This window comes from Aliiroseovarius sediminis, from assembly GCF_022678485.1.
Classification (GTDB): Bacteria; Pseudomonadota; Alphaproteobacteria; order Rhodobacterales; family Rhodobacteraceae; genus Aliiroseovarius; species Aliiroseovarius sediminis.
In genome coordinates, this window is record NZ_JALBYP010000023.1 from 85,975 (window position 1) to 110,539 (window position 24,565).

27 protein-coding genes are annotated in these 24,565 nt (G+C 59.4%); 17 read left to right on the forward strand and 10 right to left on the reverse strand.

All coding sequences use genetic code 11. From position 1 onward, the window contains the following. Positions 1 to 11: 11 nt before the first annotated feature. From MN186_RS05330 to MN186_RS05340, 3 genes are all read left to right on the forward strand, one after another. Positions 12 to 1,016, forward strand: coding sequence for a bifunctional enoyl-CoA hydratase/phosphate acetyltransferase (locus MN186_RS05330; protein ID WP_242113277.1), 1,005 nt, complete (start codon positions 12 to 14; stop codon positions 1,014 to 1,016). After that, entirely contained in the window at positions 1,013 to 2,209 is a 1,197-nt protein-coding gene (locus tag MN186_RS05335; RefSeq protein WP_242113278.1) for an acetate/propionate family kinase, read from the forward strand. The genes MN186_RS05330 and MN186_RS05335 overlap by 4 nt, the downstream gene beginning before the upstream one ends. 108 nt (positions 2,210 to 2,317) lie before the next feature. Next, entirely contained in the window at positions 2,318 to 2,524 is a 207-nt protein-coding gene (locus tag MN186_RS05340) for an ABC-2 transporter permease (protein ID WP_242113280.1), read from the forward strand. 131 nt (positions 2,525 to 2,655) lie between these two features. On the opposite strand, the gene MN186_RS05345 is transcribed toward MN186_RS05340, so the two are convergent. From MN186_RS05345 to MN186_RS05355, 3 genes are all read right to left on the reverse strand, one after another. Further along, positions 2,656 to 3,741, reverse strand: coding sequence for a hypothetical protein (locus MN186_RS05345; RefSeq protein WP_242113281.1), 1,086 nt, complete (start codon positions 3,739 to 3,741; stop codon positions 2,656 to 2,658). A 134-nt stretch (positions 3,742 to 3,875) separates the two neighbouring features. Further along, on the reverse strand, positions 3,876 to 4,163 hold the full coding sequence (locus MN186_RS05350) for a sll1863 family stress response protein (RefSeq protein ID WP_242113282.1): 288 nt from the start codon (positions 4,161 to 4,163) through the stop codon (positions 3,876 to 3,878). Between the two features lie 33 nt (positions 4,164 to 4,196). Then, positions 4,197 to 4,616: a hypothetical protein gene (locus MN186_RS05355; protein ID WP_242113283.1), complete on the reverse strand. Its 420-nt coding sequence runs from the start codon at positions 4,614 to 4,616 to the stop codon at positions 4,197 to 4,199. A 207-nt stretch (positions 4,617 to 4,823) separates the two neighbouring features. Here MN186_RS05355 and MN186_RS05360 point away from each other — a divergent pair, with 207 nt between their 5' ends. The 12 genes from MN186_RS05360 to MN186_RS05415 all read left to right on the forward strand — a co-directional run bounded on the left by MN186_RS05360 (position 4,824) and on the right by MN186_RS05415 (position 13,293). Further along, positions 4,824 to 5,387, forward strand: a complete 564-nt coding sequence (locus MN186_RS05360; protein ID WP_242113284.1) for an HdeD family acid-resistance protein — start codon at positions 4,824 to 4,826, stop codon at positions 5,385 to 5,387. A gap of 21 nt (positions 5,388 to 5,408) precedes the next feature. Then, entirely contained in the window at positions 5,409 to 6,179 is a 771-nt protein-coding gene (locus MN186_RS05365; protein WP_242113285.1) for an SDR family NAD(P)-dependent oxidoreductase, read from the forward strand. A 9-nt stretch (positions 6,180 to 6,188) separates the two neighbouring features. After that, positions 6,189 to 7,562, forward strand: a complete 1,374-nt coding sequence (gene atpD / locus MN186_RS05370) for a F0F1 ATP synthase subunit beta (protein WP_242113286.1) — start codon at positions 6,189 to 6,191, stop codon at positions 7,560 to 7,562. Continuing rightward, positions 7,559 to 7,969: an ATPase gene (locus MN186_RS05375; RefSeq protein WP_242113289.1), complete on the forward strand. Its 411-nt coding sequence runs from the start codon at positions 7,559 to 7,561 to the stop codon at positions 7,967 to 7,969. Before atpD ends, MN186_RS05375 begins: the two co-directional genes overlap by 4 nt. Further along, complete coding sequence (locus MN186_RS05380) at positions 7,966 to 8,253, forward strand: AtpZ/AtpI family protein (RefSeq protein WP_242113292.1); 288 nt, start codon at positions 7,966 to 7,968, stop codon at positions 8,251 to 8,253. The genes MN186_RS05375 and MN186_RS05380 overlap by 4 nt, the downstream gene beginning before the upstream one ends. Next, positions 8,250 to 8,552, forward strand: a complete 303-nt coding sequence (locus tag MN186_RS05385) for an ATP synthase subunit I (RefSeq protein WP_242113293.1) — start codon at positions 8,250 to 8,252, stop codon at positions 8,550 to 8,552. Before MN186_RS05380 ends, MN186_RS05385 begins: the two co-directional genes overlap by 4 nt. Further along, positions 8,543 to 9,247, forward strand: a complete 705-nt coding sequence (locus MN186_RS05390) for a F0F1 ATP synthase subunit A (RefSeq protein ID WP_242113294.1) — start codon at positions 8,543 to 8,545, stop codon at positions 9,245 to 9,247. The genes MN186_RS05385 and MN186_RS05390 overlap by 10 nt, the downstream gene beginning before the upstream one ends. Continuing rightward, positions 9,244 to 9,534, forward strand: coding sequence for a F0F1 ATP synthase subunit C (locus MN186_RS05395; RefSeq protein WP_242113295.1), 291 nt, complete (start codon positions 9,244 to 9,246; stop codon positions 9,532 to 9,534). Before MN186_RS05390 ends, MN186_RS05395 begins: the two co-directional genes overlap by 4 nt. 4 nt (positions 9,535 to 9,538) lie before the next feature. Further along, the gene (locus MN186_RS05400) at positions 9,539 to 10,306 is read left to right on the forward strand and encodes a F0F1 ATP synthase subunit B family protein (RefSeq protein ID WP_242113296.1); all 768 of its coding nucleotides are present in this window, start codon (positions 9,539 to 9,541) and stop codon (positions 10,304 to 10,306) included. Continuing rightward, positions 10,296 to 11,825 (forward strand): F0F1 ATP synthase subunit alpha, encoded by a 1,530-nt coding sequence (locus MN186_RS05405; RefSeq protein WP_242113297.1) that lies wholly within the window; start codon positions 10,296 to 10,298, stop codon positions 11,823 to 11,825. Before MN186_RS05400 ends, MN186_RS05405 begins: the two co-directional genes overlap by 11 nt. Beyond that, on the forward strand, positions 11,809 to 12,747 hold the full coding sequence (locus tag MN186_RS05410; RefSeq protein WP_242113300.1) for a F0F1 ATP synthase subunit gamma: 939 nt from the start codon (positions 11,809 to 11,811) through the stop codon (positions 12,745 to 12,747). Before MN186_RS05405 ends, MN186_RS05410 begins: the two co-directional genes overlap by 17 nt. A 135-nt stretch (positions 12,748 to 12,882) precedes the next feature. After that, the gene (locus MN186_RS05415) at positions 12,883 to 13,293 is read left to right on the forward strand and encodes a CBS domain-containing protein (RefSeq protein WP_242113303.1); all 411 of its coding nucleotides are present in this window, start codon (positions 12,883 to 12,885) and stop codon (positions 13,291 to 13,293) included. A 2-nt stretch (positions 13,294 to 13,295) separates the two neighbouring features. On the opposite strand, the gene MN186_RS05420 is transcribed toward MN186_RS05415, so the two are convergent. The 7 genes from MN186_RS05420 to xdhA all read right to left on the reverse strand — a co-directional run bounded on the left by MN186_RS05420 (position 13,296) and on the right by xdhA (position 22,337). Continuing rightward, complete coding sequence (locus tag MN186_RS05420; protein ID WP_242113304.1) at positions 13,296 to 14,033, reverse strand: Crp/Fnr family transcriptional regulator; 738 nt, start codon at positions 14,031 to 14,033, stop codon at positions 13,296 to 13,298. A 125-nt stretch (positions 14,034 to 14,158) separates the two neighbouring features. Beyond that, positions 14,159 to 14,545 (reverse strand): phasin family protein, encoded by a 387-nt coding sequence (locus tag MN186_RS05425; RefSeq protein ID WP_242113306.1) that lies wholly within the window; start codon positions 14,543 to 14,545, stop codon positions 14,159 to 14,161. A gap of 112 nt (positions 14,546 to 14,657) precedes the next feature. Further along, a complete protein-coding gene (gene guaD, locus MN186_RS05430) occupies positions 14,658 to 15,959 on the reverse strand; it encodes a guanine deaminase (RefSeq protein WP_242113307.1) in 1,302 nt (433 codons plus the stop codon). 72 nt (positions 15,960 to 16,031) lie between these two features. Beyond that, positions 16,032 to 17,615, reverse strand: a complete 1,584-nt coding sequence (locus MN186_RS05435; protein WP_242113309.1) for a permease family protein — start codon at positions 17,613 to 17,615, stop codon at positions 16,032 to 16,034. A gap of 27 nt (positions 17,616 to 17,642) precedes the next feature. After that, entirely contained in the window at positions 17,643 to 18,539 is an 897-nt protein-coding gene (xdhC, locus tag MN186_RS05440; protein WP_242113310.1) for a xanthine dehydrogenase accessory protein XdhC, read from the reverse strand. A 3-nt stretch (positions 18,540 to 18,542) separates the two neighbouring features. Beyond that, the gene (gene xdhB, locus MN186_RS05445) at positions 18,543 to 20,861 is read right to left on the reverse strand and encodes a xanthine dehydrogenase molybdopterin binding subunit (RefSeq protein WP_242113311.1); all 2,319 of its coding nucleotides are present in this window, start codon (positions 20,859 to 20,861) and stop codon (positions 18,543 to 18,545) included. A 12-nt stretch (positions 20,862 to 20,873) separates the two neighbouring features. Further along, positions 20,874 to 22,337, reverse strand: a complete 1,464-nt coding sequence (gene xdhA, locus MN186_RS05450) for a xanthine dehydrogenase small subunit (RefSeq protein ID WP_242113312.1) — start codon at positions 22,335 to 22,337, stop codon at positions 20,874 to 20,876. Positions 22,338 to 22,506: 169 nt separating this feature from the next. Here xdhA and MN186_RS05455 point away from each other — a divergent pair, with 169 nt between their 5' ends. Both MN186_RS05455 and MN186_RS05460 read left to right on the forward strand, forming a co-directional pair. Then, positions 22,507 to 23,409, forward strand: a complete 903-nt coding sequence (locus tag MN186_RS05455) for a LysR family transcriptional regulator (protein WP_242113314.1) — start codon at positions 22,507 to 22,509, stop codon at positions 23,407 to 23,409. A 106-nt stretch (positions 23,410 to 23,515) separates the two neighbouring features. Next, on the forward strand, positions 23,516 to 24,526 hold the full coding sequence (locus tag MN186_RS05460; RefSeq protein ID WP_242111182.1) for an IS30 family transposase: 1,011 nt from the start codon (positions 23,516 to 23,518) through the stop codon (positions 24,524 to 24,526). Positions 24,527 to 24,565: the final 39 nt, after the last annotated feature.

The window sequence follows — 24,565 nt, forward strand, 5'->3', positions numbered from 1 at the left end:
GGACAGATCATATGAAAGTGATGGAAGATGGGGCAGGGCAGGTCACGGACCGGCCCACAGAAAAACCCACGGAGCAATCTCACGAAAGTTGGCGCCCTGATCGGTTGGAGCGGTTGGAGCAACTCGCTCGCGACCTGGGACCGGTCAAGGTCGCGGTGGTGTGTCCCGAAGATGGGCCAAGCCTGACCGGCGCGCTGGAAAGCCAGGCGCGCGGGCTGATCAAAGCCATTCTGGTGGGTGATGAGGCCAAGATCAGGCACGCGGCGGACGAGGCGGGGCTTGATCTGGGCGACACGCCCATCATTGCCGCCGCCACACCCAAAAAGGCGGCCAAGCGGGCCGTTGAAATGGCTGTTGCGGGCAAGGTCGATGGATTGAAGAAAGGGGCGCTGAAGACCAATATTCTGATGGGTGCCGTGATCTCGGAAAAGGCGATGCGGACCGAGCGGCGGATGAGCCACGTTTTTGCCATTGACGTGGAAAGCTATGCCCGGCTGCTATTCGTGTCGGATGCTGCGATCAACATTCGGCCTGACCTGACGACGCTGCGCGACATCACCAGCAACGCGATTGATCTGACCCATGCGTTGGGGATCGCGCGGCCCAAGGTCGCCCTGCTGTCCGCATCCGAGAATATCAACGAGGACATCGAGTCCACGATCTTTGCCGCTGCAATCTGCAAGATGGCAGACCGGGGAACGATCGTGGGCGCGGATGTGGATGGGCCTTTGGCGATGGATCTGGCGATCTCGCCCAAGGCGGCGGCGATCAAGGGAATTGTGTCGAATGTGGCCGGGCAAGCCGATATCCTGATCGTGCCTGATCTGGTGTCGGGTAACATTCTGGTCAAGGATCTGGACCATCTGGCCTATGCTGAAACTGCGGGCATCGTGATGGGGGCGAAAGTGCCGATCGCGCTGACCAGCCGGGCGGATACTGTCGCGCAGCGATGTGCCTCGGCGGCGTTGGTGCGGCTTGTGGCGGCGGCGCAGCGGCCTGCGGAGTCTGAGGCATGAGCGAACAACTGGTCGTGACGTTCAACGCGGGCTCGTCCAGCCTGCGGTGTGGTGTGTTCAAGCTGACGCCCGACGGGCCGTTGCAAATCCGAAACTTCCACATTCGTGGGCTGCCTTGGCACATGGTGCTGACGGAAAAAGACCCAAAGACGGGGCGCACGCAGGAAACCGATCTGGGCAACCCGTCCAGCGTTGAAAGCGCCCACCCCGAGGCACTGACCCATACGATGGCACGGCTGGACGGGCTATCTGATCTGGGCAAGATCGCCGCGTTTTCGCACCGCGTTGTGCATGGCGGGGCCGACTTCGCCGAACCTGTTCTGATCACCGACGACGTGATGACCCGGCTTGAAACATTGGTTCGTCTGGCCCCCAGCCATCAGCCGCACAACCTGCGTCCAATCCGGCAGTTGCGCACGCATTTCCCGGCCACCCCGCAAATCGCGTGTTTCGACACCGCCTTTCACCGCACTCAGCCGCGTGTTGCACAATTGTTTGGCCTGCCGCGCGAATTGGCGGATGACGGCGTGCTGCGTTATGGCTTTCACGGGCTTTCCTATGACTATATCGCGCACACGCTGGCGCGGCGCTTTCCCGATCTGGCGGACAAGCGGATCATCATGGCGCAGCTTGGCAACGGGGTCAGCATGTGTGCGATGACGGGTGGGCAAAGTGTCGCCACGACGATGGGCCTGACCGCGCTGGATGGCTTGCCGATGGGCCGGCGCTGCGGTGCGCTGGACCCCGGCGCCGTGCTTCACTTGATCATCGACCGTGGCTACAGCGCGGAAGAGGTGCACGCGATGCTCTATGAACGTTCGGGTCTTTTGGGGGTGTCGGGCATCTCCGGAGAGATGAACGACCTGCTGGCCAGCGACCGGGCCGAAGCCGCCGAAGCTGTGGACTTTTTCTGTTATCAATGCGGTCGCACCTTCGGGTCACTGGCCGCTGCAATGGGGGGCGTGGACGGTGTGGTTCTGACCGGCGGGATGGGAGAGTACATTCCGGCCCTTCGCGCCCGACTGGTACGTGAACTGGCATGGCTAGGCGCCGAACTGGACGAGGGCGCGAATGCCGAAGGCGGCCCGGTCCTGACCACGGGTGATAGCCGCCTGCCGGTGCTGATGCTGCCCACCGACGAAGAACGCGTGCTGGCGCGCCAAGCCTACGAGGTGTTGGGGGGCGACGGGTAACATAAGGCGCGGTCAAGCCGACATTAGGCAAAAGCAAACAATCCGGGAACCATCCGCGCCTGGCTGCGTTGACTTAGCCAACACAATCAAAAAGACAGGAGGCCCGCCATGTCATCGCCCGATGTCAATCCTGAGAAACAGAAACGCCGACACCGCCCCGTTCTGTGGCTTATTCTGGCCGGAGCGATCGTCGTGATCGTAGCTGGTATGATCTATAGCAACTATCTTGACGACTCATCCATCGGACAGCCGACAGAGGACAGCATTACAACCGATCAAGCTGACAGTGTGGATGATACGCAGACCGATAACTAGGCCGGATCATACCTGCGCGGTGTGTAATGGCAAAAACAAAAGCCATGCCCGACGGGTGCGCTAAAAAAGAGCGAGCGGTTGCAGGATGGCAGGTTTCTGTATTAGCCCAGAGCCCTTGTGTTGCAGGGATATCACCAGATATAGGTGTTCAAATCGAATTCGTAGTCGAACGGGAAAACGGGTGCATATTTGGGCTTTTGATCTCGAGTATCGCGGGTTTTCCCAGTTTCCGGGTCAATACACGAATCCTCCTGTTCTGGTGCGATCAGATTGTTGGGCGGACGGGGTGGACTGTTGCCGAAACGATCCGTGGTAACAACATGATGCCGGTGGCCAATCGTATAACCGACCGTCCCAATGTCCGGCCAGACCTTGTGATAGGCCGGGCCCAGACAAAAAGTATGAGCCTGATGATCTGGCAATCCGTACCAGAACCAACTGCCGAACTCATCGGATCTCACGATCTCGGCATAAACGACTTCCAGAGTGACGCAGAGCTTTTCGAAAAGAACTGTCAGTTTAGCTGTGTCTGAGGGACTGTCGAAAAGTTTGGGACGAATCTGGAAGCTGACACGCCCTAACAGGAACTTGCGCCTGATGAAGTGGTGCGGATGATACCGCTCGAATGTTTTGCGGCATGGAATCGTCAGAAGGATGTCGCCGAAAGGCGATCTGGATTTCATGCAAACATCCGTTTCTTTTTTGAACGATGAAATCAGTCCCGAGAAATCACCGCCTTCGATCCGGCACTGAAGCGGCTCGTAATAGCCGTATCTGTTGGGCATTGCCTCGGGTAGTGTGCTTGAAATATCCTGCAGCATATTCTCGAAACCATGTTCATAGAACGCTTCGCCATCCTGAAAGTAGAAGGTCATCCAGCCACTGTCACGGACCGGTTCGACCGACGCGTTCAGCTGCCCCGACTTTTTGGGCGTTTCAAACTGATTTGTTTGCAAATTGATCAAGACACCTTTTGTCCTGAGCACAACCTGCCCAAGCCATGCATCCACATGTGCCATTTCCTGCGTCGCCAGAACGCCCTCCAGGTGAATTCTGAACAGAAACCGTTTCTTTTCCACCAAGGGCGCATGGTTGTCAGGGATGTCGGCGGGTTCGAACAGGTAAGGGCCATCCACGTGGACAGCACCTTGGGCAAGAGTGGGTAATGGTTCAAGTTCAAGCGCCCGGCTTGTGTAGAGATCGAAGTCATAGCTCATATGCCCCACCTGCCCATACTGAAACTGCGTGACGGCGTCTGCGTCGGCGATTGGGGTCCCACATGCCTAGAACATCAAAAACGAGGCCACTGGTGTCGTGGCCCCGTGTTGGTCAATCTTGACGTTCGGCAGGCTCAGGAAAAGCGGGTCCAAGCACGTTTCATAGCGGCGTTCATTTCGTCCCACGCGGCTTCGGCCCCCGATTTCATATCTTCCCAAGCCTCGCCCTGCGCTTTTTGAAGGTCTTTCAGGCGCTCTTCGGCCTCTTTCTGGTGGCCGCGCAGTTCTTCGACTTGTTCCATATACTTCACGCGCGCGGAAGCTTGTGCTTCTTCAGCCTTGGCACGCATTTTTTCGATTTCTGCATTCCATTGGTCAATCTGGGCTTGCAGCTTTTCCTGATAGGCTTCTTTTTTATCCATCTTGATCTCTCCTTCCGTATGGGTGGAACAGGGCTATTTGCCCTTCTTCTTCGCCGTGTTGGTGTTTTCGACCTTAGCCACAGTCGGTGCATTTTCGAAAGTAAAAAGGGCACCGGCGCAATGGGCCATCAATTCAGAATAGTCTTTGGCATCCTGTGCGAGGCGCGCCATTGAATGCGCTTGCCAGTCGGCAATTTCCTTGATGGCGTTAGATGGGTCGGCGGCGCCCTCGGTCGTCATGCGCTGCCCAGCTTCGATCATCGTTTTTACGGCAATCTGGCGGCGGTCAAGCCATGCCGCAGAAAACTTTTCAACCTCGTCAAGAATATCGTCTGGCACCTCTAAGACGTGTTTCGTCATTGGGGCTATGAAGTTCGGGTTCAACGAGAATTCAACTTGCGCAGCGTTCATCTCGTCATCTTGGCCAGATGTCATATCACGGGCGTTTGCCATCGAAATGTCCTTTCAACTTGCCGTAGCGATTCGCGCAAATATTGCCTTGCACCACGCTGTTCTGCATTAACCGGCGTCAACAACGACCGCTTTGGGCGATGCTTTCCGTCCTATTGATGGCGGTTAATGCCCGGTTGTCACTGTGCGCTTAGGAAAGGATACTATTGGTTAGCCATTCCGATAAGGCGACAAAAAAGGATGACAAAAATGAACGAAATGATTGATTATCTGCAAAGCAGTTGGTGGATTTTCCTGCTGCGTGGCATTGCCGCCATCGTATTTGGCATCATGGCCTTTGTCTGGCCCGCGTTGACGCTGTCGGTCCTGTTGGTTTTGTTTGGCTTTTACGTGCTGATCGACGGTATATTTGGCCTGATTGACGCGGTCCGGTATCGTGATCGTCTGCCACGCGTATGGCCTTTGGTGCTGGAGTCTGTGCTGGGCCTTGTGGTCGGTCTGATGGTCCTTTTGTGGCCCGGCGTCACGTCGCTTGTGCTGCTGATGTTCATCGCCGCTTGGGCGGTGGTCGGAGGGCTGATCAGGATCGTTCTGGCTTTCCAGATCCGCAAGGAAATTACCGGCGAATGGGTTCTGATCTTGGGCGGTATTCTGTCGATCCTGTTCGGCGGTCTGCTGGTCGCATTGCCCCAAGTGGGGCTGGTCACGCTGGTCTGGCTGGTTGGCTTTTATGCGATCGCGTTCGGTGTGCTGTTTGTCATGCTGGCGTTCCGGCTTCGCAAGCTGGGCACTGCAGCAGACACGTTTGCCTGATAGATTGAAAGGAGACATGCCATGAAACGCTTGCAAGAAAAGATTGCCCTGATCACGGGTGGCGCGGCTGGCATCGGCCTGGAAACTGCCCGTCTGTTTTTGAACGAAGGTGCCAAGGTCGCGCTGGTCGATCTGGACGAGGATGATCTGGCCAAGGCCGCCGAGGCACTGAACGGGCAGGGCGAGGTTCTGACCATCGCTGCCGATGTGTCCAAATCCGAGGACGCGGCGCGCTATGTCCGCGAAACCGTGGACGCGTATGGCCGCATCGACGTGTTTTTCAACAACGCGGGGATCGAAGGCAAAGTCGCCCCGCTTGTCGACCAGAAGATCGAGGATTTCGATCGCGTGATGGCCGTAAACGTGCGTGGCGCGTTCTTGGGGCTTCAGCACGTTCTGCCGGTCATGATCGATCAGAAGTCAGGCAGCGTGATCAATATGTCGTCGATTGCAGGTCTTAAGGGCAGCCCCAATGTCGCGCCCTATATCACGTCTAAACATGCGGTTGTCGGGCTGACGCGGGCGGCGGCGATTGAAGTCGGCGCGACTGGCGTGCGGGTCAATTCTGTCCATCCCTCGCCGGTCAACACCCGTATGATGCGGTCGTTGGAAGATGGGTTCAACCCCGGCCATGGCGACGCCGTAAAGGATCAGCTGACCGCCGGAATTCCGCTGGGCCGTTATGGCGAATCCGCCGATATTGCCGCTTTGGTCCTGTTTCTTGCCTCGGACGAGGCGGCGTTCATCACGGGTGCGCAATATCCCGTCGATGGCGGTATGGCGGCAGGCTAGGTGGATCAGATGACCCAAACCCAGACCGGCACTGTGATCGCCATTCGCGGTGGCGTAGTGGATGTGGCGTTCGAAGGCAACGCGCCGGGCATTCACACGCTGCTGGATGCAGACGGTATACCGCTTGAGGTGGCGTCGCTGGTGGGTGGCGGCATGGTGCGCGCTATCGCGCTTGGCCCGGTGCGCGGGCTGGGGCTTGGGGCGCCCGTCACCTCGACCGGGGGGCCGATTACCGTTCCGGTGGGCGAAGGCGTGTTGGGTCGGATGCTGAACGTGTTTGGCGAACCACTTGACGGGTTGCCGCCGCCCTCTGCCGCCGTGCATCGGGGCATTCACCAGCCGCCGCCGCGCCTGTCCGACCGCGTGTTGCGCGCCGAGGTGCTTGAGACCGGCATCAAGGCCATCGACCTTCTGTCGCCCATCGAACGCGGCGGCAAGACCGGGCTTTTCGGTGGCGCGGGCGTGGGCAAGACCGTGCTGCTGAGCGAGTTGATCCACAACACAGTTGAACATCACCACGGCGTCAGCCTGTTTTGCGGCATCGGCGAACGCTCGCGCGAGGCCGAGGAGCTTTGGCGCGAAATGGGCGAGGCCGGCGTGCGCGACAAGATGGTGATGCTGTTCGGTCAAATGAACGAAGCCCCCGGCGTGCGGTTTTTGGTCGGCAATTCAGCCCTGACGATGGCCGAATATTTCCGCGACGACCGCGCGCAAGACGTTTTGCTTCTGATCGACAATATTTTCCGGTTTGTGCAGGCCGGGTCCGAAGTGTCGGGTCTGCTTGGCCGGATGCCGTCGCGCGTGGGATACCAGCCAACCTTGGCGACCGAACTGGCGGCTCTGGAAGAACGGATTGCGTCGACCCGCAAAGGGTCGATCACGTCAATTCAGGCGGTCTATGTGCCTGCGGACGACTTCACTGACCCTGCCGCGGCGCATATTTTCTCGCACCTGTCGGCCTCGGTCGTATTGTCGCGAAAACGGGCAAGCGAGGGGTTGTATCCTGCGGTCGACCCGCTGGCCTCGACATCCGTGATGCTGACGCCGGGGGTGGTCGGGCAGCGGCACTACGACATCGCCCGCGCTGTGCGCCGCACTTTGGCGGAATACGAAGATTTGCGCGACATCATCGCCATGCTGGGGATCGAGGAATTGTCAGCCCATGACCGCGCCGTTGTCGCCCGTGCCCGCCGGTTAGAGAGGTTCCTGACCCAGCCCTTCTTCACTGTCGATGCTTCAGCCGGCACGTCGGGCAAGATGGTGCCCATCGCCGATACGCTGGACGGGTGCGAGGTGATCCTGAACCAGACCACGTTCGATCAGCCCGAAAGCGCCTATTACATGATTGGTGCGCTGTCTGATCTGAAGGAGGAGGCTGCATGAACATGGCGCCCGACATGCACGTCTATCTACGATTGCCGTCGACGGTCCTGTTCGACGGGGTGGCCACACGCTTGCGGGGCGAAGCCGCCGATGGAGGTTTTGGCATCCTTCCCAACCATGTGGATTTTGTCACCGCCCTTGTGCCATCAGTCCTGTTGATCACGCAGACCGAAGGGGTTGAGCGGTTTTTCGGCATCGACGAAGGGTTGTTGGTCAAGAAAGGTCGTGTGGTCGAGGTCGCGGTGCGCCGTGGCGTAGAAAGTGCCGACCTTGACGAATTGCAAGACACGATCGGTAGTCAGTTTGCCAGCCTTGAGGATGAAGAACGCATCGCGCGCGCGGCCCTGTCGCGGCTTGAGGCCGACATGGTGCGCCGTTTTGCCAGCCTGCGGGAGCCGCACCCATGACCAACAACAAGGATAAATCCGCCGACGATATAGGCGGCCGTGCCCGCCGCATGAAAGCTGCCCGCGACAACCCCGGCCCCAGCCCTTTGCGCGGGATCGGGACCTTTGGGATGATCGGCTGGTCGATTGCCGTGCCAACTGTTGCGGGGGTTTTTCTGGGGCTGTGGCTGGACCGGATCGCGCCACAGGCGTTTTCCTGGACCATCGCGCTGCTTCTGGGCGGTGTGGTGATCGGGGCAATTATCGCCTGGGGCTGGATCAGCAAAGAAGGAAAAGGACAATGACGGCAATTGACTGGACATGGGTCGGATGGGGCGCCTTGGCGGGTGGTTTTGCAAGTGCCCTGTTCTTTGCTGGTCTGGCCTGGGGCATGACCCGCGCCTTGGCGTCGACCCGCCCGACCATGATCCTGATGATCAGCGGCGCGGTCCGGATCGCGGCCCTTCTGGCCGTCGGCTGGCTGGTGGCGGGGCAGGGGGCCTCGGCGCTTGGGGGGTTTGTGCTGGGCTTTGTGCTGGTGCGGTTCGCCATCCTTATCGTCGCCCGCCGCCCGGCCCCTGACAGGGGGGCGTCATGCAACTGACACCTGACGACAGCATCCTTTTTACGCTTCTGGGCCTGCCCGTGAACGCCACGATTTTCAACACGTGGATCATCATGGCGGTGCTGGCCGGCGTTGCCGCGCTGATCACCCGCAACCTGCGGCCTGACGTGCCGCCGAACCGCTGGCGCACGGCGCTTGAGGTGACGGTGAACGGCATCGTCAGCCAGATCGCCGAGATCACGGGTCGCCACGACCCGCGCGTGCTGTATTTCTCGGGCACGCTGTTTCTGTTCATCGTTACCGCCAACCTTTTGACGGCGGTGCCGGGCTTTGACACGCCCACCGCGTCCCTGTCCACAACCGTGGCGCTGGCGCTGTCCGTCGTGATCGCCGTGCCCATGTTCGGCATCGGCAGTCGGGGCATCATGGGGTATCTAAGAACCTATATCGAACCCTCGATCATCATGCTGCCTTTTAACATCATCAGCGAGTTTTCCCGCGGCATATCGCTGGCGATCCGCCTGTACGGCAACATCATGTCGGGTGCGGTGATTGCCGCAATCCTGCTGGGTGTGGCCCCCTTCTTCTTTCCCGTGGTGATGAACATGCTGGGGCTGCTGACGGGCGTCATCCAAGCCTATATCTTCGCCATTCTGGCAACTGTCTATATCTCGTCCGCGACGGCTGTTCCGTCGGCGTCCGACACGTCTGAAACAACAAAGGAAACACCATGAGCGATCTTTCCATCATTGCCGCCATTTCGATCTTCACGGCGGGGCTGACCGTTGCGATCGGCGCCCTTGGCCCTGCTTTGGGCGAAGGGCGCGCGGCGTCCACCGCGCTCAGCGCGATTGCGCAGCAGCCCGATGCCTCGTCCGACCTTTCGCGCACCTTGTTTGTCAGCCTTGCGATGATCGAATCCACAGCGATTTACTGCTTCGTCGTCGCGATGATCCTGCTGTTTGCCAACCCGTTCTGGGATGCAGCGCTGAGCGCGGCAAGCCAAGGGGCCGGAGGCTGACATCATGTCGATAGACTGGATCACGATCGGGGCGCAGATCGTCAACTTTCTGGTGCTGATCTGGCTTCTGAAAAAGTTCCTGTATCGTCCCATCCTTGATGGCATCGACGCCCGTGAGGCTGAAATCTCGGAACGGATGGGTGAAGCCGCAGCCGTTCGGACCAGCGCCGAGGTGAAAGAGGCCGAATACAAGGCGCAGATCGCCGAGCTGTCCGCCAGCCGGGCCGAGATGCTGGAAAATGCTCGTCGCAAAGCCGAGGACGAGCGCGACGCTCTGCTGGCCGAAACCCGTGCCCGGTTGGAAAAGGAACAGGCCGAGCGCGAGGCGCGGCGCGGCGAAGAAGCCCGTGCGTTCACCGAAGATCTGCACCAGAACGGCGCGCAGGCCCTGCTGGACCTTACGCGTAAGGCCTTGGCGGATCTGGCGGACGAAACGCTGGAACAGCGGATCGCCCTGCATGCAGCTGGACAGTTGAAAAACATGGCAGACAACCTGCGCGATGCGGCGGGCGATCGCCACGACGCAACCGTTCTGACCCGCGACCCTTTGCCCACTGACGTGCAGGACCGGCTGCGCGATGAATTGGCCGCGATCCTGCCCGATTTCACCTTGCGGTTCGACACCGATCCCGGTCTGTCGCCGGGGTTGAACCTGCGGCTTGGTGGGGCGCAAGTCGGTTGGACAACCGACAGTTATCTGAGCGGTCTGGACGCCGTGCTTGAAGACCGGGTGGGCCGGCCCATTCGAAAGGGGCTGACCGATGCGGCCTGATCTGAAGCCCAGCCAAACGGTGCGCGATCTGGTGCAATCGCTGCTGGACAGCCCACCCCCCGCGCCCGAGGTTAGTGAAGTCGGGCGCGTGGCCGAAGTGGGCGACGGCATCGCCATCGTGACGGGTCTGGCGCGCGCGCTGGCCGATGAACTGTTGGATTTCGCCTCGGGCGTGCGGGGGATCGTCTTTGATGTCGAGCCGGGGCGGCTTGGAGTCGTGCTGCTTGGCCCCTCGCACAAGGTCAGGTTGGGCGAAGACGTGCGCCGCACCAAACGGGTGGTCGGTGTGCCAGTCGGCCCGGCCTTGCTGGGCCGTGTCGTCGATGCGCTGGGGCGCCCGCGCGACGGGGGTGATCCTATCGACACCGCCACCCACGCCCCGGTCGAAGCCGAAGCCCCCGATATCCTGCACCGGCGCGCTGTTGCCCGCCCGCTTGCCACCGGGTTGAAGGCTGTCGATGCCGCCGTGCCGGTCGGGTTGGGTCAACGCGAATTGATTATCGGCGACCGGCAGACTGGCAAGACCTCAATCGCGGTGGACACCATTCTGAACCAGAAGAACACCGGCGTGATCTGCATCTATTGCGCCATCGGTCAGCGGGGCGATGCGGTGGCCAAGGTCATCGGCGCAATCCGCGACGGCGGCATGATGGGCCAGTCGGTGATCATTACCGCAGGGGACGAGGATGCGCCGGGGCTGTCATACATTGCGCCCTATGCCGCAATGTCGGTCGCGGAAAGTTTCGCCGAGGAAGGTCGCGATGTGCTGGTTGTGCTGGATGATCTGACCCACCACGCTCATTCCTATCGTGAATTATCACTGCTTCTGCGCCGCCCGCCCGGGCGCGAGGCGTTCCCGGGCGACATCTTCTATGTCCACGCGCGGCTTCTGGAACGGGCGGGCCAGTTTCGCGAAGGCGCCGGGTCGATCACCGCGCTGCCGGTCGTGGAAACGCAGGCGGAAAACCTGTCGGCCTATATTCCGACCAACCTGATCTCGATCACCGACGGACAGATATACCTGTCGCCACGGCTGGTCAGGACGAACCAGTTTCCGGCAGTCGATCTGGGTGTCTCGGTCAGCCGCGTGGGCGGCAAGGCACAGGCCCGCGCCTTTCGCGAGGTTGCGGGCAACCTGCGCGTGACCCTGTCGCAGTTCGAAGAACTGGAGGAGTTCGCCCGCTTCGGCACAAGGCTGGATGACGACACCCGCGCCCGCTTGGCCCGTGGCAGTGCCGTGCGCGCCGCCCTGCGCCAGCCCGAACGCGACCCGATGGCCGCGAATGAACAGCTCGCCGTCCTGATCGCCGCGATGGAAGGGCTGTTTGACGGCATGGATGAAGCCGGGACAAAAGCCGCGATCCAAGCCATTCGCGACAGGGTTCGCGTGGACGACGCGGGCCTTGCGCAGACGATTGCCGACAATGACAAGCTGACGGACGAGGTGCGCGCGCAGATCGTGGATATCGCGCAGGACGCCGTGTCGCGACAGGCAGGTGCGCATGGCCCAGACGCTTGAACGCCTGACCCACCGCACTCAGACAATGACCAGCATTCGCGGCATCGTGCGGACGATGAAAACCATGTCGGCAATCAACGCGCTGCCCTATGAGCAAGCCGCGCAGGCAATCGAGGCGTATCAAGACACCGTTCTGAAAGGGTTTCACGCCTTTGTGCGGTGTCACGGCCCGCTGCTGGACGATGATGCCCCCGATGCCGCGCGGATCATCATCGTGTTCGGTTCCGACCACGGCCTGTGTGGCAACTATAACGAGATTATCGCGGCCGAGGCTCAAGGCCTTTCCTGCCCAGACGCGCAGGTGATTTGCATTGGGGCACAGATGGAGGATGCGTTGTTCGGACAGGACATTCGCCCCGTCACCACCTTGCTACCGCCTGCGACAGCTGATGGGCTGGCGCGGCTGGCCGGGCGGCTGATTACGCTGTTGGACCAGATGCGTCCGTCGGGCCGATCAACCGCGATCAAGGTGTCGTTGGTGCATATGGAACGCGCTGCGCATGGATTGCAAAGCCCCGTGACGCAACAGCTCTTGCCGCTTGAACGCAACATGACCGAGGGCTTGGCACGTCAACCCTGGACCTCGCGCAGTCTACCGCAGTTTCGTATGCCGCCTGACCACCTGCTGGCTTCGCTGATCCGCAGCTACCTGTTTGCCCGGCTCTATCGATCTGCCGCCGAGGCGATGGTGACGGAAAACGCGGCCCGGCTGGCCCGGATGCAGCAGGCCGAACAGTCGATTGACGACCAGTTGGAGGTGCTGAACGCCGAGCTGCGGACCGTGCGTCAAAGTGAAATCACGACCGAGCTTCTGGACGTGATCATCGGGTTCGAAGCCTTGAAAAAGCGCGACAAACGCAATTCAGGGCGAAACGAAGAGGAGGAGTGCGAACATACCCCCAATCCCATTAACCGCGATTAACCCACGCCTTGGGATTGTGCATTAGACTGGAACCCGTGCAACACGAAATGGTCATATTAACCAGTGTTAATTCTAAATGGACTGAATGGGTTAGCTTGATTGGATAAGACCTTTTTATGCGTCGGAGAACAAAAAATGCTGGTCAGCCGCATTATGCGCACACCTGTCACGATCGTCTGTCCCGGGACCTCGGTGCGGGCTGCGGCGGCGTTGATGGCTGAACTTGATCTGGGCGCGTTACCGGTGTGTGATAATGGTCGCCTTGTGGGCATTTTGACCGATCGCGATATCGTAACCCGATGGGTGCCCAAAGCCATTGCCAGTCGTCACATCGAGCCAATCATGACGCCCGAGGCCGTGACCTGTTACGCCGATCAAGAAATTATAGAAGCGGCGCACCTGATGTCTGCATGCCAGATCAGGCGACTTGTGGTGCTGGATAGCGCAGATAACATCGTGGGGATCGTCACCGTGGAAGACATCGCCAATGATGCAAGCGAGGAACTGGCGGGCCAGACCTTGGGCGAGATCGTCGAGCAGCGGTGAGGTCAGGGCGCGCGTTTTGCCAGAATTTCGTTTTGAAAGATGGCCAGGTCAATACCTGCGATGTTGCAAAGGGCTTCAAGGTCATTCAGCACGATGTCGGTATGGGTGGGATGCGATATGATGCCGTCACGTTCAAATTGGCGCATGGTGCGGCAGACATGAACATTACTTAGCCCCGCAAACTCGCCGATTTTGTGCTGGGTGATCGGGAAGTTAAAGCGGTTATCCTTGACGAGCCCCGCTGCATCCAACCGCACATAGAATTCCAAAAGCGCATAAGCCAGACGATTGGCCGCCGCCCCCTTGCCCATCCGCAGCAAGATTTCTGCAACACGGGCCTGCGTGCGCACGACCTCGGCCGCGATCAGTTCGCGCAGCTTGGCCATTTCTGGTTCAGCCCCGTTTGCATCCGCGGGCCGGATGATGATGAAACGCGCATCACTCAGCGCTTCGACCGAGCAGGCAGCGACAGGCGCATTGGTCGCACCAATAAGCGCGAAATCCCCCGGCAACATCACGTCTATAATCTGGGTTTCGCCATCGGGCAGCATCTTGGACAGCGCCAACCAGCCATCCAATAGCAGGATTGAGTGATCGGCAAAGTCATCTTCGTGCACGATAGTCTTGCCTTTGGGGGCGGTCTCGATGGTCTGTTGCGGATGCAGGCGTAAAAAGGTCTGGACCAGTGCCTGCGGATCTCTGCTGACAGAAAGTTCTTTGACTCTGTTCTGAAATTCCATCTGAAACGCCTTGCCCATTTGATTGTATCAGGTACTTGGCGACCGCTTACAATCACAAGTGGTTTAACATGACAGGGCAAGGCAATTTTGTCCAGTTGCGGGCATAGGCGATTTGTCGCGCGACGCTATTTCTTCTTGGCCGATTTGCTGTCGTTCACTTGGCCTGCGCAACGCGAACACAAATCCACCCATTCCTGAAAATCGGCGGCCATGCGTTCCATCGAGTGTTGTTGCCACTCCGACATCACATTCAACACTACCGATGGTTCGGCTGATCCAGCATCAACTATATCACGCGCTGCTTGCATGGCTGTTTCCGCCGCCTGCTTTCGACGGTCGAACCAATGTTCCGAGAAGGTTTGCGCCTCTTGCAGAAATTTTTGCTGTGTCTCAAACACGTTGGTCATCTGGGCTCCCATCATCGGGTTGGCCGTCATCATGTCCTGCGTCTGCTTCATCATATCGGTGAACGCCGAAATATCCGGCGCGGGGTTGTTCTTTGTCTGTGCCATGTGTCAACTCCGTCTGTTAAGGTAACATCAGAAGTAATTATGACACGCTCAAAGGCTCTGCGCCTTAACGTTTGTTAAAGCAGCGTTGGGGTATTTGGGCGATCGTGCGCTGTCAGCCGCGTTTCGAAGGCTGTCCTGCGATGTAGACCTGATCAACTGCGCGGTCGTCGCCCATGATCATCAGCACGAACAGTTCCTCTGCCAGCGACATGACGCTGTCCATGCGCAGGGCCATCGCCTCGGTTGCGTGCGCGTCCAGGACCACTACATCTGCCTCGGACCCGGCTGCAAGCGTGCCGATCTTATCCTCAAGCCCCAAGGCCAGCGCGTTGCCACGGGTGATCCAGTGGAAGGCGCGCAACGGGTGCAGGGATTGGCCCTGCAATTGCAGCACTTTGTAGCCTTCGTTCAGCGTTTGCAGCATCGAATAGCTGGTGCCACCGCCCACATCTGTAGCAATTGCGTTTGTGATACCCCTTGCCCGCAAGCCCGCATCGTCAAACAGCCCGCTACCAAGAAACAGGTTCGATGTCGGGCAGAAGACTGGATGCGCACCAGTTTCAACCAACGCGTCGATCTCGCGCGGTTTCAGGTGAATCGAATGACCCAGCAACATCTTGGGGCCAAGCAGACCATAGGATTGATACACGTCCAGATAGTCACGGGCGGCTGGGTAAAGCTCGGTAGTATAGGCGATCTCGTCGTGATTTTCAGATAGGTGGGTTTGGGCATAGCAATCTGGGTGTTCTTGTACCAGCACCTGCGCCATTTCCATCTGTGCGGGCGTTGAGGTGATCGCAAAACGCGGCGTGATCGCATATTCGGCGCGGCCTTTGCCGTGCCATGCGTCAATCAACGCCTTTGTGTCGTCATAGCTGGATTGCGGCGTGTCGCGCAGCCCGTCCGGCGCGTTGCGGTCCATCATTACCTTGCCGCCAATCATCCGCATGTTGCGCTGCGCGGCCTCGGTGAAGAATGCGTCAGTAGATGTTTTATGAACCGAGCAATAGGCCACCGCCGTCGTTGTGCCATGTGCGGTGATCTGATCATAGAACCTACCCGCCATATTCGCGCTGTGGTCGGGGTCGGCAAATTGGGTTTCGGCCGGGAAGGTATAGGTGTTCAGCCAATCCAGAAGCTGTGCGCCCCAGGACGCGATCACCTGCACTTGCGGAAAGTGAATATGGGTGTCGATGAAACCCGCCATCAGAAGATGGGGGCGATGGTCGATCACGCGCGCATTTTTGGCCTGCGCGTTGACCGTGGCATGGTCACCTGACGCTACGATCAGACCGTCCTCGATCAGGATCGCGCCATCCTCGCAATAGTCATAGGCATGAGTGTCGTCCGGACTGTATGGTTCGGCAGTGAAGGTCAGCGTGCGGCCACGCAGAAGGGTTTGCAGCGATGTCATCGTGTCATCCGGTTCAGAAAAGGCACAGGACGCGGTGTGCGCCCTGTGCTGAGATGGGCGAAAAGGGAGGAGCTATTCGCCCGGAGTGGCTTGCGGCTCATCTGCTGGCAAGTTCTGGTTCACCAGCTCATCATCCTTGTGAAAAAGCGGATAGATGAACAGAAACGCTGCCGCGATCAGATAACCCATGCTGACGCCGCTGAAGCTGGGCCAATGCAGGCTGGCCGAATGGACGATGCCGATCAGCGACATGCAACAGGCCGCCAAGGCGAACCCACCAGCGTTGCGGAACCGTCCGTCGATCACACTTGCCACAATGGCGCCCCAGATCAGGCCGGTCAGGATGGCCCCTTGGCTGAGTGCAAGGTGGCCTTCGAAATGCGCGCCTTGTTGCAGCAGGGCAGCGGTCAGGGCTTCGTCACCAAGACGCGGCAGGCCCTCAACTCCCGTGCTACCAAGCGCACCCATCAGCGACCCCCATTTGGTCACAAGGAAGGATGATACATGCGGCATCATCGCGATGGTCACGGCGGCCATATGTTCGGTTTTGACGGAATGGGCGGTGTTGGTGATCAGGCTCAGCGCGACGAACACCAGAACCGGCGCAGCAGCAGCCACGGGGATCAGGTTGTTCAGAAACGCCAGAAGCCCAAAGAACGCGGCAAAAGGAATGACCAGACCAACCGCGATGATATAGCCCGAATGCGCGCCCATCCGCTTGTAAGCCGGGTGGCCAATATAAGCGGTGGTCGGGAATGGCGAGCCAAAGACCGCGCCGATCATCGTGCCTACGCCGTCCGTCACCTGACACGTGGCAACCGGGTAATGGTCGCCCGCAGCTTCCGCGCTTTCGACGTTGTTCATGGTTTCGATGAAGTTATAGATCTGCACCGGCACCAGAACCAGGAACAGTTCGGGGTTGGCGATCAGGTGTTGAATACCCGCGATCAGGTCTCCGAAATAGGGCAAGGGAGGATAGAAGCCGACGCCTTCAAAACTGATCGAGGCTTTACCCATACCCAACGCGACCACGGTGCCGACGATCAGGGCCAGCAGACCAGCGGGGATGTTAAAGGGCAGGCGGAAACGTCCGACCAGACCCCAAAGGATGATGATCATCGAGGCAAAGCCGATGAACGGGTCTTCGAACACGGTGGCCAGCGGCACGGTGCCGATGAAGACCAGCGCGATACCGCACAGCGTGCCAAGCATCCCGGCGCGGGGCGTCACCCGTTTCAGCCACGGGCCGACGATGGCCCCAAAGGCTGCGACAATGCCGCCCATGAAGCCCGCACCGATGCCAACTTGCCACGCGAGTATTGCGTCATTGGTGGACCAGTAAATCGGGCCGATCACGCCAAACAGATAAACGAACATGACGGGCGTCGAGATGCCATAGGGCAGGGCGGTTACGTCCCGCCCATGCCGCGCCGCGGCGCGTTTGGCAAGCCATGTATAGACCGCGACACCAGCCATGATCGCCACGGCCGCACCGGGCAGAATACGGCCAAAAACAATCTCGGCCGGCATGTTGAATACAAACTGGCAGACGCCTGCCAGCACGATCAGGTTGATCAGGTTGTCTGTAAACAGCGCCCAGAAGGCGCTGAAATCACTGCGGGCGAATAGCTTGTAGTTATATGTTGTGCCGTCCATGACGGTTTCCTCCTCTGTGACCTGTGGTCAATCCCGCCTTTGCAAGGCGGTGCTGTCCTTTTGGTCTGCTTGACTGCCCGTGACGGGCGCTCCCATGTCCCATTTCTGGGCGTTTTCGGCAGTTTCAGAGGTCAAATCAGCGATCACTTCCGCCGCCACGAAGGCCGCGATCACGCTGGGCCGCTTATCGCGGCTGCCGCTTGCCCCGATGGGGCAAATCAATTGTTCGGTACTATGGTCGTCGCCATGCAGGCGCACCCAATTGCGAAACTTGGCCCGCTTGGTGGCGGACCCGATCATGCCGACATAAGCTGCGTTGCCTTTTTCAAGGGCCGCCAATGACAGCAGAAAATCAAGTGCATGATCGTGGGTCAGCACGATGAAAGCGCTGCCTGCCGGGGCGTTGGCGATATCGACCTCGGGGATCACGCTCAGGCGGGTTTCGACATCTGCGCGGCACTGGGCCAGTTCAGCCTCGCGGGTGTCGATCAGGATGCAGCGCACGGGCATATGCTGAAACAGGTCCGCCAACGCGCGGCCCACATGGCCCGCGCCCATGACATAGACATGCGGCAGTTGGGCTGCCTGATCCTGTGCGTGGATGATGGCGTCGCGCTTGTCGGCTTGGCGCATCCGTGTCAGTGAAAGCTCGACCCGGCCACCGCAGCACTGGCCTATCTCCGGCCCAAGCGGCACGTCCAGGTCAAGGTGAAGAACGCCATCGCGCAGCATTTCGCGGGCGCGGTCGATGGCGATATATTCCAATTGCCCACCGCCGATGGTGCCCCACAGATGGTCGAGCGTGACGAACATCTCGGTCCCTTCGTTGCGCGGGGATGATCCGCGCACTCGTGTCAGGGCCACGCGAATAACCGGTCCGTTCAGGGACAAGAAATCGTCAAGATGGCGGACGATCTGACCCATCGTCTATCCCGCCGCTTTCAGGCGTTCGACCGCCATCAGCACACGCTCAGGCGTGGCAGGCGCATCCAGACACGGGCAGGTGCGATAATCCGCGACCGAGGCAACCGCCATCGACAATGCCTCGAGCACTGAAATGCCCAGCATGAAGGGCGGTTCACCCACGGCTTTGGATCGTTTGATCGTCAGCTCGCGGTTTTCCGACCAGTCGGCCAGCTTCACGTTGAACACGCGCGGCCGGTCAGACGCCAGCGGGATCTTATAGGTCGACGGCGCATGGGTGCGCAGACGGCCGGCATCGTCCCACCACAATTCCTCGGTGGTCAGCCAGCCCATACCCTGAATGAACGCGCCCTCAACCTGCCCCTTGTCCAACACAGGGTTCAGTGACCGACCCACATCATGCAGGATATCCGTCCGCTCGACCCGGTATTCGCCGGTCAGCGTGTCGATTGTGACCTCGGAACAGGCGGCACCGTAGGCGTAGTAATAGAACGGGCGCCCCTTGCCCGCCGCGCGGTCCCAGTGAATTTTCGGCGTCTTGTAAAATCCAGCAGCGGACAGTTGCACGCGGGCCATATAGGCCTCTTTGATGAAAGCGTCGAAGGACAGAACCTCGTCACCGATGCGCACTTGGTTGGGTTCAAACACAACGGCATCCGGGGCAACGTCCCATTTGGTGGTGGCAAATTCCACCAGTCGCGCCTTGATCTGCTCGACCGCATCCAGCGCGGCCATTCCGTTCAGGTCGGTGCCAGAGGATGCCGCGGTGGCCGATGTGTTTGGCACCTTCTCGGTCGTGGTCTTGGTGATCTTGATGCGGTCGAAATCCACTTGGAACGCCTCGGCCACCACTTGCGCGACCTTGGTGTTCAGACCCTGACCCATTTCGGTGCCGCCGTGGTTCAGGTGGATCGACCCGTCATTATAAACATGCACCAGCGCACCAGCTTGGTTATACCACGTCGCGGTGAACGAGATGCCGAACTTGACCGGCGTCAGCGCGATGCCTTTTTTCAGAACCTTCGAGTCCGCGTTGAAGTCAATGATGGCCTTGCGACGCGCGCGATATTCGGCGGTCTGTTCCAGCTCACCCACCAACCGATCAAAAATGTTGTCCTCGACTTCTTGGTGATAGGGCGTCAGATCGCGGCCCTTGCCGCCATAGAAATTCGCCTTACGCACATCCAGTGGGTCTTGCCCGGTGGCATAGGCGATCTCTTCCATGATGCGTTCGGCAGCGATCACCCCTTGCGGACCGCCAAAGCCCCTGAACGCGGTGTTCGAGACTGTGTTGGTCTTCATCGGATGGCTGACCAGCCGCACGTTCGGATAGAAATAGGCGTTGTCGGCGTGAAACAGCGCGCGGTCGGTGACGGGGCCGGACAGATCGGCGGAAAATCCGCAGCGGGCGGCAAAGACACCATCCACAGCCTCGATCCGGCCCGTATCATCGAAGGCCACGTCATAATCGATCACGAAATCATGTCGCTTGCCCGTAGCGGTCATATCCTGATCGCGGTCGGGGCGGATCTTCACCGCGCGACCCCATTTCTTGGCGGCCATCGCTGCAACAACGCAAAACAGGTTCATCTGGCTTTCCTTGCCCCCGAACCCGCCGCCCATACGACGAACGTTCACTGTGACCGCGTTGGAGGGCACACCGAGCACATGGGCGACCATATGCTGTGCCTCGCTGGGATGCTGGGTCGAGCAATGGACGATCACATCGTCATCCTCACCCGGAATGGCAAACGCGATCTGGCCTTCCAGATACATGTGGTCCTGACCGCCGACACTCATCCGGCCTTTGATGCGGTTGGTGGCCTGCTTAAAAGCCGGGGCAATTTCCCCGCGCTCCAGCTTCAAGGGTGCAGTGACATGGGGATAGCCCGCGTCTTGGGCGGCAATCGGGTCCAACGCGTGAGGCAAAACTTCGCAATCCACCTGCGCCAGTTCCGCAGCCCGACGCGCGGCGTCGCGGGTTTCGGCGATGACGGCAAAGAGCGGCTGGCCGTGAAACTGGATCTTGTCCGTCGGGAACACGGGTTCATCATTCAGGCCTGTAGGGCTGATGTCGTTATGGCCCGGAATATCGTTTGCCGTCAGCACACCTACCACACCGGGCGCGGCGCGCACAGCGCTCAGATCAAGGCTGCGGATATTGGCGTGGGTCACGTCCGACACGCCCAGATAAGCATGAAGCGTGCCTACGGGTTCGGCGATATCATCGGTATAGTCAGCCGCCCCGGTGACATGCTTGCCGGCGCTGTCGTGAATGCGGTCGGTATGGGCGGCACCACGGATCGAGACGTTGTCTTTCATATCATCAGCTCCTTACGCGGTGGCCAGTTGAACGGGGGCAGGGGTGGCATCGTCATGGTCCAGATAAAACCGGCGTAGCAGGTTTTGCGCCGACAGCATCCGGTAGTCAGATGACGCGCGCCAATCAGATAGCGGCTGGAAATCTTGGGGCAGGGCTTGGGCTGCGGCGTCGAATGCCGCTTCGCTCCAGGTTTGACCCAGCAGGGCGGCTTCGGCCGCGTCGGCGCGTTTCGGGGTCGCGGCCATGCCACCGAAGGCGATGCAGGCACCCGTGATGACATTGTCGGCCAGAGTGACGCTGATCCCGACGGCAACGGACGAAATATCCTCGTCTCGCCGTTTTGAGATTTTATAGGCCGCATCACGCTGACCCGGCGCAGGGCGCGGCACCCGGATGCTTTCGACAAACTCGCCGGGTTTGCGATCCTGCTTGCCATAGTCGATGAAGAAATCCTGCAACCGCATGGCGCGGCGCGTGGTGCCGTGGCGCAAAGTGACCTCGGCCCCCAGCGCGATCAGCACGGGCGGCGTGTCGCCAATGGGCGAGCCGTTGGCGATGTTGCCCCCCACGGTTCCCATGTTGCGCACCTGCCATCCGGCGATCCGGTCCCAATAGGGGGTCAGGTGGGGGAAGACCTTGGCAATTGCGTCCTGACAATCGGTATAGGTCGCTGTCGCCCCGATGACCAGGGCGTCAGCGTCATGATGCACCGACTTCATTTCGTTCAGATGACCGATAAACACGGCAGGGCCGATGGGGCGCAGGAACTTCGTGACCCACAGTCCGACATCGGTGGCCCCGGCGACGATGGTCGCCTTGGGGTGGTCCAGCAACACCTCGGCCAGATCGTCCACATCGGCGGGCAGAATGGCTTGGTTGTCGTCCGGACCAGTGATGACGCGTTGCCCGTCGCGCAGGGTGCGCAGCTGGGTGATTACCTGATCGCGTTCTATATTCAGATGATCGGCCGACGGGGTGCCATAACGACTGACGGCAACAGCGGCACGGATGATCGGCTCGTATCCCGTGCAGCGGCACAGGTTGCCTTGCAACGCTGTTTCAACCTGCGCCTCGGTAGGCTCTGGCGTTTCCATCCACAGCGCATAAAGCGACATGACAAAGCCCGGCGTGCAAAAGCCGCATTGGCTGCCGTGGTGGTCCACCATCGCCTGTTGCACCGGGTGCAAGCGACCTTGGGGGCCAGAGACATGTTCGATGGTGACCACATGACAACCATCCAGCGAGGCAAGAAACCGGATGCAGGCATTGACCGGTTCATAGGTCAAACCCTCACCCGTCAGACGCCCCACAAGCACCGTGCAAGCACCGCAATCGCCTTCGGCACAGCCTTCCTTGGTGCCCGTCAGACGCCGGTTCAGGCGCAGATAGTCCAGCAAGGTTTGATCTGCGGCCACATGGCTGATGGCCACAGGTTTGCCGTTCAACAGAAATCGAATTTCGGTGCGATATGTCATGTGGATTCCTGTAAGAAAGATGGGTTTTTAACTGGCACCAAATACCTTAGCGCCAGATATTAGGTGCAAAAAAGGGGTGCCGTTGGTAAAGACTTTCAACAGATCGTTGAAAAAGGGCTTGTTTTTTGTAAAGCTCTGCGCAGAGTTTCCCTCCAGCAATCGGGTGCCCATGTCTTACATCGAAAGCCTCCGCGTCTTTGTCCGCGTGGTCGAACTGGGCAGCATCACGTCGGGCGGTCGCGACCTGCGGTTGACACCCGCCGTCGCCAGTAAACGCATAAAAGAGTTGGAAAAACATCTTGGTGTGCGGTTGTTCAACCGTACCACGCGATCGTTGTCGCCGACCGAGGTGGGCAAGCTGTTTTACGATGAAGCCAGGGCGGTTTTGGAAACAGTCGATATCGCGGAAACCAAGGTCGCCAACTTTTCACACGCACCACGCGGGACAATCCGTGTGACCGCGCCGCTGGGGGCAGGACGTCGGATTATCGCGCCTTTGGTGCCCAAATTCGTTGAGGCCTTTCCCGACACACGCGTGCAAATGCGGCTATCAGACCGGAAAGTTGACATCCTTACGGATGGTTTGGATGTGGCCTTTTTCATCGGCACACCGCGCGATTCGAACCTGAAACTGCGAAAGATCAGGGATTGCGACCGCATTCTGTGCGCCGCACCCAAATATCTGGCCCAAAACGGAGCCCCCAAGACACCCGACGATCTGTTGCTGGATCAGTTCAACTGTCTGTTGCTCAGATACCCGCGTTCGCCCGAATATTTTTGGCAGCTGCAAACCCCCACAGGGGTGCGCAAACTGGAAGTTGCTGGGAAATTCGACGCAGACGATGGCGACGTGCTGACTGATTGGGCGCTGGACGGGCACGGTATCGTCAACAAACCCCGCTTTGATGTTGCCGAACACCTGCGCGATGGAACCCTGGTTGAGGTATTACCTGACACACCGCCCGTGCCAACAATCTTCGGGTGCCTTTATCCCCATAAGAAGCTGCAGGACCCGAAAGTCAGGCTTTTCGTTGATTTCGTGGTTCAGCAATGCGGGGCGCGATTGGATTAGCAGATTAACATAAGACGTATTATGCGAATTAGGGTTGCCCCAGGGTGGATTCACAAACGAAGTGCAAATTCTGTATTCAAACAGAGGTTTGCATGGAGATTGATGAATGGGAAGCCACTACTCTCACCTGACGTTCGAAGAGCGCCGCAAGATCGACAAATGGCATGACGCAAAAATGCCGGTTCCCGAAATTGCGGACCGGCTGGGCCGCGCACCGTCGTCGATCTACCGCGAACTGAAGCGCAATTACTATGACGACAAAGAAATCCCGGAGTTGAACGGCTACTACTCGGTGACCGCGCAACGCCTCTCCGAAGAGCGCCGTGCCGTCCACCGCAAGCTGATCGTGAACCCCGAGCTGAAAGCCGCCGTCGAAGACCGCCTCAAGGCCGGTTGGTCCCCCGAACAGATCGCCGGTCGCATGCGCCTGGAGCGCCATCCGGTCCGTGTCAGCCACGAGACGATCTACCGTTTCGCCTACTCGAAGGACGGCCGCGAAGAACAGTTCTATCGCCACCTCCCAGAGCATCGCAGACGCCGCCGACCGCGAGGGTATCGGCGACACAACCGAACCCACATCTTCGACAGCCAAAGCCTGTCACACAGGCCCGAACGTGTCTCCGAGCGCACCGAGTTCGGCCACTGGGAGTGCGATCTGATGATGTTCCGCAAGGAACACGGCAAGATCAACGTCACCTCCCTGGTCGAGCGCGTCAGCCGCTACACGGTGGTGATGCGAAACGAGGACCGCCAGTCCAAACCGATCATGGAAGCCCTGATCCAGGGCCTCGCGCCTCTGCCCGCGGATGCGCGCCAGTCGATTACCTTCGACCGAGGCACCGAGTTCTCGGCCTGGCGCAAGCTGAAAGACGGGATCGGCGCGGACAGCTGGTTCTGCGATCCGCAGGCGCCGTGGCAGAAAGGTACGGTCGAGAATACCAACAACAGGTTGCGAAAGTACCTGCCCCGCTCGACCGATCCGACGGCGTTGACAAATCGATATTTGAGGTCGATTTGCCACCGCCTCAATTCCACGCCGCGCAAATGCCTTGGCTATAGAACGCCTGCAGAGGTCTTTGAAAGCGAGCTGCTGGCAATTAGCAATGGGATAGAATAGAAACGATATCAGATAGTTGCACTTCGCCGTGAGTTCACA